The 7,787-nt window shown below is 62.8% G+C and carries 6 protein-coding genes and 1 pseudogene; 4 read left to right on the top strand and 3 right to left on the bottom strand.

From position 1 onward, the window contains the following. From GXY33_12785 to GXY33_12775, 3 genes and pseudogenes are all read right to left on the bottom strand, one after another. Window positions 1-212 (bottom strand): CopG family transcriptional regulator (locus tag GXY33_12785; protein NLX06007.1); only part of this gene is annotated, 212 nt, incomplete at its 3' end. Then, window positions 184-472 (bottom strand): annotated as a pseudogene (locus tag GXY33_12780) (BrnT family toxin). The pseudogene GXY33_12780 and the gene GXY33_12785, both read right to left, overlap by 29 nt. Window positions 473-552: 80 nt before the next feature. Further along, on the bottom strand, window positions 553-978 hold the full coding sequence (locus GXY33_12775; GenBank protein NLX06006.1) for a DUF2284 domain-containing protein: 426 nt from the start codon (window positions 976-978) through the stop codon (window positions 553-555). A 236-nt stretch (window positions 979-1,214) separates the two neighbouring features. Between GXY33_12775 and GXY33_12770 the strand changes: the two genes are divergently transcribed. The 4 genes from GXY33_12770 to GXY33_12755 all read left to right on the top strand — a co-directional run bounded on the left by GXY33_12770 (window position 1,215) and on the right by GXY33_12755 (window position 7,730). Further along, window positions 1,215-2,702 carry an alpha-glucosidase/alpha-galactosidase gene (locus GXY33_12770; protein NLX06005.1) on the top strand — a complete coding sequence of 496 codons (1,488 nt, stop codon included), beginning with the start codon at window positions 1,215-1,217 and terminating at the stop codon, window positions 2,700-2,702. A 169-nt stretch (window positions 2,703-2,871) separates the two neighbouring features. Further along, the gene (locus GXY33_12765) at window positions 2,872-3,960 is read left to right on the top strand and encodes a substrate-binding domain-containing protein (protein NLX06004.1); all 1,089 of its coding nucleotides are present in this window, start codon (window positions 2,872-2,874) and stop codon (window positions 3,958-3,960) included. Next, window positions 3,957-4,781, top strand: coding sequence for a prepilin-type N-terminal cleavage/methylation domain-containing protein (locus GXY33_12760; GenBank protein ID NLX06003.1), 825 nt, complete (start codon window positions 3,957-3,959; stop codon window positions 4,779-4,781). The genes GXY33_12765 and GXY33_12760 overlap by 4 nt, the downstream gene beginning before the upstream one ends. Before the next feature lie 18 nt (window positions 4,782-4,799). Beyond that, a complete protein-coding gene (locus tag GXY33_12755) occupies window positions 4,800-7,730 on the top strand; it encodes a hypothetical protein (GenBank protein NLX06002.1) in 2,931 nt (976 codons plus the stop codon). The last annotated feature ends 57 nt before the right edge of the window (window positions 7,731-7,787 follow it).

Genomic DNA, 7,787 nt, shown 5'->3' with positions numbered 1-7,787 from the left:
TACCGGTCCACCAGCGCGCGGATCATCTTCTGATACCGCGTCCCATGCTTCCGCGCCTCCTTCTTGAAAAACTCCACGCTCGACTTCGTCAGCGACAGCGTCACCTTCACCTGCTCATCCTTCAGGACCAGGTCCTCCGGCTTGGGAAGGAAATCCTTGACCACTCGAACCTTGCCCAGAGGCTTATCCTCGTAGTTTGTTTTCGTCTTCATAGATTCTCTTTCCTTTCCGCCAGTACCCCGCACCAATGATGCGGATGACGCCCTGGCGATAAGTGAACCTCACCGTCAAAATGCCGTCCGGGACGGCGCTGACACAATAGAATCTCTTCTCCTCCCTGCTGTGCGTCACGTCCTCAAGAATGACGCGCTTCGGATCGACGAAAGCGTACTGGGCTTCGTAAACGACAACCATGCTTCTCCCGATTGAGCCGATCCTTCCGGTCATCCCATTCGAACGTCGCCGTACTCATCTTCTCTCCAGTATATTCTACGCACCCACCGGCATATTGTCAATATAACAATACATATAATAATACAGAAAGATGTATGTCTATTCGATCAATACCATTCCAAAGTAATGCTGCTCCTGCCGGTGATCCCGCACCACCTCAATCACAAACCCGTGCTTCCGCACCGTCGCGAACACATCAATTCCGCACGCCTCCATCGCCGGCCGCGCCTCGTACGGATGCCGGCACCCCTCCCCAAACGCGCACCGCTCGCAATGCCGGCACGGCCCCGCCCCAAAACCGAACGCCTTGTAACACCCAGCCAGAAACAACTCCCGCTCCAGCGCCGCCGCGATCCGCTTCGGCTCCCGCCGACCCGCCTCAAACAACACCGCCCGCGTGTACTCGTCCAGCATCGCCCGCGTCTGCTCAGCCGTCGGCGTGTGCGGCGGACACACCAGACTCGACCCATACGCCCCACAGCCGAACTGGCACTTCCACCGTACCCAACTGCCCGTCTCCACCATCCGCGTATGCACCACCTTCGCCGACTTCGCCCCCAGCCCCAATGCCAGCTCCACCACCCGCTCATCCGACAAAACCAACGCCTCAACCGCCGCCTTCTTCTTCCTCGCCATAGTCCACATCCTCCAGCCGACGATTATATCTTGCCAACACCAACGAGGCATGATAAACCAACGCCTTACAGCCGCGGCGGCTGTGGCTGAACCATGACGAAAAACACCCTATAGGAGACGGTTTCGTGGCAATCAAAGTGGCCTTCATCGGAGCCGGCAGCGTCGGCTTCACCCGGCGCATCTTCCGCGACATCCTCACCGTGCCCGAACTCCAGGACACCCAGTTCGCCTTCACCGACATCAACAAACGCAACCTCGACATGGTCGCCCAACTCTGCCAGAAGGACCTGAAGGCCAACAAGTTCCCAGCCGCCATCACCGCCACCACCGACCGCCGACGCGCCCTCGCCGACGCCGACTACGTCTTCAACGTCGTACGGGTCGGCGGACTCGAAGCCTTCCAGACCGACATCGACATCCCCCTCAAGTACGGCATCGACCAGTGCGTCGGAGACACCCTCTGCGCCGGCGGAATCATGTACGGCCAGCGGAACATCGCCTGCGTCCTGGACTTCTGCAAGGACATGCGCGAAGTCGCCAAACCCAACGTCCTGTTCCTGAACCACGCCAACCCCAACGCCATGAACACCTGGGCCGCCATCGAGTTCGGCGGCATCAACACCATCGGCCTCTGCCACGGCGTCGCCGGCGGCCACCATCAGATCGCCACCGTCCTCGGCGCCAAAGACCCCAGCGAAGTTGACATCATCTGCGCCGGAATCAACCACCAGACCTGGTACATCCAGATCCTCTACAAGGGCCGAAAAATCACCGGCGAGGAACTGCTTAAAGCCTTTGAACGCCATCCGGTTTACGCCAAAACCGAAAAGGTCCGAATCGACGTGCTGCGTCGATTCGGCTACTACTCCACCGAATCCAACGGCCACCTTTCCGAGTACGTGCCGTGGTATCGCAAGCGCCCCAACGAGATACGCAAGTGGATCGACATGTCATCGTGGATCAACGGCGAAACGGGCGGGTACTTGCGGGTGTCCACGGAAGGGCGGAACTGGTTCAAGACCGATTTTCCGAACTGGCTGAAGGCGGAGGACGAGCCGATCACGCCGAGCGTACGTTCCGGTGAACACGGCAGTTACATCATTGAGGGGCTGGAAACGGGACGGGTTTATCGCGGGCATTTTAATGTGAAGAACCACGGCTGCATCAGCAACCTGCCGGATGATTGCATCGTTGAAGTTCCGGGGTATGTGGATCGTAACGGGGTGAACATTCCGAAGGTCGGCGACCTGCCGATGGCGTGCGCAAGTACTTGTCTGGCATCGATTAACGTTCAGCGGATGGCGGTGCACGCGGCGGTGGCGGGGGATGTGACGCTGCTCAAGCAGGCGATGCTGCACGATCCGCTGACGGCGGCTGTGTGCAACCCGCCGGAGATCTGGCAGATGACCGATGAGATGCTCGTGGCGCAGGCCAAGTGGTTGCCGCAGTACAAGTTAGCGATCCCCGCGGCCAAACGGCGGCTGGCCAAAGAGCCGCGGCTGGGGACGAAGAAGACCAAGGGCGCGGCCCGGATTCCGACCAAGACGATCGCGCAGATGAAGCGTGACGCGGCCCGCGCGCGGAAAAATGCGGCGGCGGCGGACAAGTCATGAATTTGTATGACAACCATATCATCATACAAATTTCGTGAGGTCAGGGAGGAAGAGCAGCTCCCGCGGAGGCGCTGAGGCGCAGAGATTTAAGTCATTAAATACAAGTCAGGGTTTTGCTTGAATTGTACCGTACAATCGGTACAATGGGTGGCACATGGAGTGATTTGTGATGGACTTGACGGCGACAGGACGGTCGAGTGAGGCGCTGGTGGCGGACATGCGTCGGCGGGTGCGCGGTCTGTCGGCGGGTGACCGGCTGCCGACGGTGCGGGAGTTGATGCGCGACTACCGGGTGGGTCAGACGGTGATCGACAAGGCGCTGACGATCCTTCGGCAGGAGGGTTTGATCGAGTCGCACGTGGGTCGCGGGACGTTCGTCAGCGGGGCAAGTCGGGCGCGGGCGGGGGTGTATTGTTACCTGGTGGGGCGGTTGGGTCCGGATCGTCCGCTGGGGGATTACCCGGTGTACACGCAGGTGTTGGAGGGGATGGAGCAGGAGGCATCGGCGGGGGGTCGGCACGTGATCTTCAGCCAGTACGATCCGGAGGCGGTGTCGGCTGGTCGGTTGCCGGCGGCGATGGTGGATCGGTCGCGGGTGGACGGGGCGGTGCTGGTGCAGGAGCGGGACCGGGAGGTGCGGCGGGTATTGGCTTCGGCGCACGTGCCGATGGTCAGCGCGCTGGAGGATGGCGAGGACGGCATCCCAGCCGTTGTGCCGGATGACGTGGCGATCGGGCGGATGGTGGTGGAGCATCTGGTTGGATTGGGACATCGTCGGATCGCGTGCATCGGCGGGCCGCTGGAGTGGACGTGGTCGCGCCGGCGGTTTGAGGGGTATTGTCAGGCGCTTGGCGCGGCGGGGATTGCGGTGGCGCCGGAGTTGGTGGTTCACACGGGGGTGATCGACTATCGCGGTCGCGAGGCGGTTGAGGGGCTGTGGTCGCGCGGGGCGGCGTTCACGGCGGTGATCGTGATGGCGGATGCGCTGGCTCCGGGGGTGATGGCGGCGCTTTCGGAGCGGGGTCTGAGGGTTCCGGACGACGTGAGCCTGGCGGCTGTGAATGACCTGCTGCCGGCGTACCGGGCGGGTGCGTTTCCGGCGGTGACGAGCGTGCGGATTGATTTTCGGGAGATCGGACGGGAGTGCGTGAGGCGGCTTGACCGGCTTTGCCGGAACGGAGGCGGTGAAGGCGGGGATGTGTGGGCGCCGAGTGAGTTAGTGGTTCGGGAGTCGACGGGGAAGGCGAACGAAGGATGATTTCGAATTTCGGATTTCGAATTTCGGATTTGCGGAAGCGGCAGATGCGTCTGCCGGCTTGGGGTGCCGGATTGCGAGATGGGAGATCGTTCACCCTGATTGAGCTTCTTGTCGTGGTGGCGATTGTGGCGGTGTTGGTGGCGATGTTGTTGCCGGCATTGGGTGCGGCTCGGGAGTCGGGTCGGGCGGTGGTGTGCCAGTCGAATTTGCGGATGCACGGGACGGCGTGGGTGTTGTATTGCGATGAGAACCATCAGTGTTTTCCGAATCGGGCGGCATTGCCGTCGCCGGTGATCCTGGAGTCGCGTCCGAGTTACGACTATCCGCTGTTGGTCGCGTGGCTGCACTACGACTATCCGGTGGCCAGCGGCCTGTGTCCGTCGGACGGGTATTTGTTGACGCGGGATCCGCCGGAGAGTCACAGTTGGATCGTGTATCCGAAGGGCAAGCGGTGGCCGGCGCAGTTCAACACGTCATACGGGGCGAATCAGGGCTGCACGCGGGGCGAGAATGTGTTGACGTGGAAGATCAGCCGGGTTTCGCAGCTTACGGAGCCGTCGCGGTTCTGCACGTTGGCGGATTCGTCGCATTCCACATTCTCGGTGTGGGACAGGGGGCCTCTGGACGTGGCGTTGGCTGGGAGTCCTCGTTGGTCGGCGTACATGGGCTATTCGCTGGATTTCGCCAGTGAGGTCCGCGACTATCCGGAATTCACACGCCACAAGCGGGGTTCGAATCTGACGTTCGTGGACGGGCACATACAAGCCGTTGACGCGATCGATATTGCGTTGGGCTATCAGGGTCTGTTTCGTCCGTGGTAGGACATCCGGGAGATGGTGGTGAGCGTTCACGTGAGAGTGGCGGGCCTGACGGCCCTGGCAGCGACGGTGTTGGCATTGGCGGCGAGTTCGGCGCGGGCGGTCGAGTATTCGCCGATCGTCATTGAGGGTTTTTTCAATCGCGATTTCGCGGATGGGCACGGCGGGGACGGCGACGACGGCTGGACTGACCAGGGCGGCAACGATCTGCGGGGGATTGCGGGGAAGGGGGAACTGCTGGGCGTGCCGTTTATGATCGGCGGCGGGACGAACGGGCACGACGCGGTGTTGTTCGGCAATTCGCGGCAGCCGCCGTTGGCGCGTTCGATTGTCATGGACGTCGATCGGGAGGCGGCGGCGCTGGTGTTTCTGCACACAGCGGCGTGGACGCCGGCTGGGCCGGTGGAGTTGGTCCGGTACACCGTCACGTACGAGGACGGTGAGGAGGTGGCAGTTTCCGCGATCAATGGGGAGCAGATCGCCAACTGGTGGAATCCGGAGGATTTGAGCGGGGCGAAGGCGGCGTGGCGCGGCAGTAACGGCGAAGCGGAGGTCGGCGTCTATGCGATGGTGTGGGCGAATCCGCACCCGGAGCGGCGCATCCGCGAGATTGAGGCGCGGGCGACGCACGAGGAGACCAGCGTGTTTCTGCTGGCGATCACGGCGGCTGACGGCGTTCCGGCGCTGGCGTCGCTGGCGAAGGAGGAGGTGCGGACGGACACGACGGGCTGGTTTGAGTTCGCGCCGTCGTGGACGGCGCGGCCGAAGGCGTCGGTTGTGGATTGCCGCGGATTGGGCGATGGGCCGGCGGGCGGGCACGGGTTCATTGAGGCGCGCGGGGATGGATTCGTTTTCGAGGACGGGACGCCGTTTATCGGCTGGGGGATCAACGCGACGTGGATGTTTCCGACGCACGAGGAGTCGGAGGTGCTGGCGGAGAATCTGTCGTGGATGGGCGTGAACGTGTTTCGCAACACGATCGACGACGTGGGCGGGCGGTGGAGCGTGTTTGGAAGGGGCGAGCACGAGAGCACAAGGCAACTTGATCCGGAGGCGATGGATCGGTTCGACTACCTGGTCTCGTGCCTGAAGAAGCAGGGGATTTACGTCTACCTGACGCTGCGGTGGACGCGCGGGTTTGTGGCCGGCGACGGGGTCGATCCGGATTGTTCGGATGCGCTGGCGTCGTTCCTCTTGCCGGCGAATCGGGAGTTGGAGAAGGAGTACGCGCGGCAGTTGCTGACGCACGTGAATCCGTACACCGGATTGGCGTACAAGGACGAGCCGGCGATCGCGGCGATCGAGATCATCAACGAGCGGACGCTGTTTCACGATTTCAAGTTTGGGATTCCGGCGTGTGTGAAGCCGGCGTTCGATCGGCTTTGGAACGCGTGGCTGTTGGAGCGGTACGGTTCGCGGGAGGCGCTGGCGAAGGCGTGGAGCGATGAGGACGGGCGGACGAATCTGGGTGAGGATGAGGACCCGTCGGCGGGGACGGTGCGTCGGCCGGAGAAGGTGCAGATCGTCATGCGGTTTCCGCCGGTGACCGAGATGGGCTGGCGCGGCCGTGTGTACGACGCGCGGCGGTTTCTGCTGGAGGTTCAGCGGCGGCATTTCGCGCACATGCGGGACTATCTGCGGTCGATCGGGGCGAGGCCGCTTATCGGGTTGAGCGACCTGCAGTGCAGTTTGCCGGACCTGGCGGTGGGGAAGCTGGCGGGTTTTGTGGATTATCACATGTACGCGCACGTGTGGGCGGTCGATGCGAGGAATCCGTCGGTGTGGTTCGGTTCGCAGCAGAGTCAGTTGCGGTCGTTCGATTACAACTTTGTTTCGCGGCTGGCGCAGGCGTCGGTGCGGGGTTGTCCGATGGTGTTCGGTGAGATCAATCAGCTTGCGTTCAACGAGACGCGGCCGGAGGCAATTGCGCTGGTGGCGGCGTACGGGTGTTTTCAGGAGTGGAATGCGCCGATGTGGTACAACTTCGCCCATCACAACTCGTACGGGAGCGAGAAGATCGCGGGCCCGCACGAGTTTCGGGCGGACATGGCGCGGTACGGGTTGTTTCCGGCGTGCGCGACGATTTATCGGAAGCGGCTTGTGTCGGCGGCGAGGAAGCGGGTGGACGTGCTTTTGAGCGAGGAGGATCTGATTGCGGAGCAGCCGTGGGGATGGGTGCGGAATGACGAGGGCAAGGCGCATCCGGATGCGCCGTTTATGGCGCTGCCGTATCTGTACGGGATTCGCAATTGTTTGACAGAAGGGGTGTATGAAGGCGGTGCGGATCTGGCGGCGTCGAGCGGTCGGACGGCTGGGGGTTTTGAGGTGCCGAGGGATGTGCCTTATCTGCGGGTTACGCCGGAGATGGTGGCGGACAAGGCCAATCCGCGCGAGTCGCAGTGGTTCGCCAGGATGGTGATGGAGCGGTTGGGCGGGGCGGAGGCGCGATGGGATCTGTCGCGGGATCGGGATCATGCGTTTGTGAGCGACACGGGCGAGTTGACGATCGACTTTGCGGCTGGGACGCTGTTGATCGACGCGCCGGCGGCGCAGGGGATTTGCGGGTCGCAGCGGGCGGTGGCGTTGAAGGACGTTTCGATCGATTGCGCGAGTCCGGGGACGGCGTACATTCTGCTGGTGGCGACCGATGGCGAGCCGCTGTCGCGGTCGGAGCGGATTTTACTGACGGCGGTGGCGCGGGCGGAGAATACGGGGATGGTGTGGAACGGGGAGCGGACGCGGGCGAAGATCGGTAGGGCGCCGGTGCTGCTGGAGCCGGTGCGAGCGGAGGTGCGGCTGCGGCGGGCGGGGCTGCAGGCGGTGTTGAAGGTGGAGGCGCTGGGGCCGGATGGGTTGGCGAGGGAGAGGGTGGATGTGCAGCAGAGGGGGGACGAGGCGGTTTTTACGATTGATGGACGGTATCGGACGATCTGGTATCGGGTTGGTCGGTAGCGGTTGGTCGGCGGGTTTGGTGCGGCATCGGTGTTCAGGCGAGGCGTTGATAGGGAG

It is taken from the genome of Phycisphaerae bacterium (genome assembly GCA_012729815.1).
In the GTDB taxonomy this organism is placed as follows: domain Bacteria; phylum Planctomycetota; class Phycisphaerae; order JAAYCJ01; family JAAYCJ01; genus JAAYCJ01.
This window is presented reverse-complemented; position numbering and strand designations above follow the sequence as displayed.

Excerpts from the sequence above, each read along its gene's own strand:
- GXY33_12765 (NLX06004.1), top strand. The coding sequence starts at position 2,872 with ATGGACTTGACGGCGACAGGACGGTCGAGTGAGGCGCTGGTGGCGGAC.
- GXY33_12775 (NLX06006.1), bottom strand. The coding sequence starts at position 978 with ATGGTGGAGACGGGCAGTTGGGTACGGTGGAAGTGCCAGTTCGGCTGT.
- GXY33_12760 (NLX06003.1), top strand. The coding sequence starts at position 3,957 with ATGATTTCGAATTTCGGATTTCGAATTTCGGATTTGCGGAAGCGGCAG.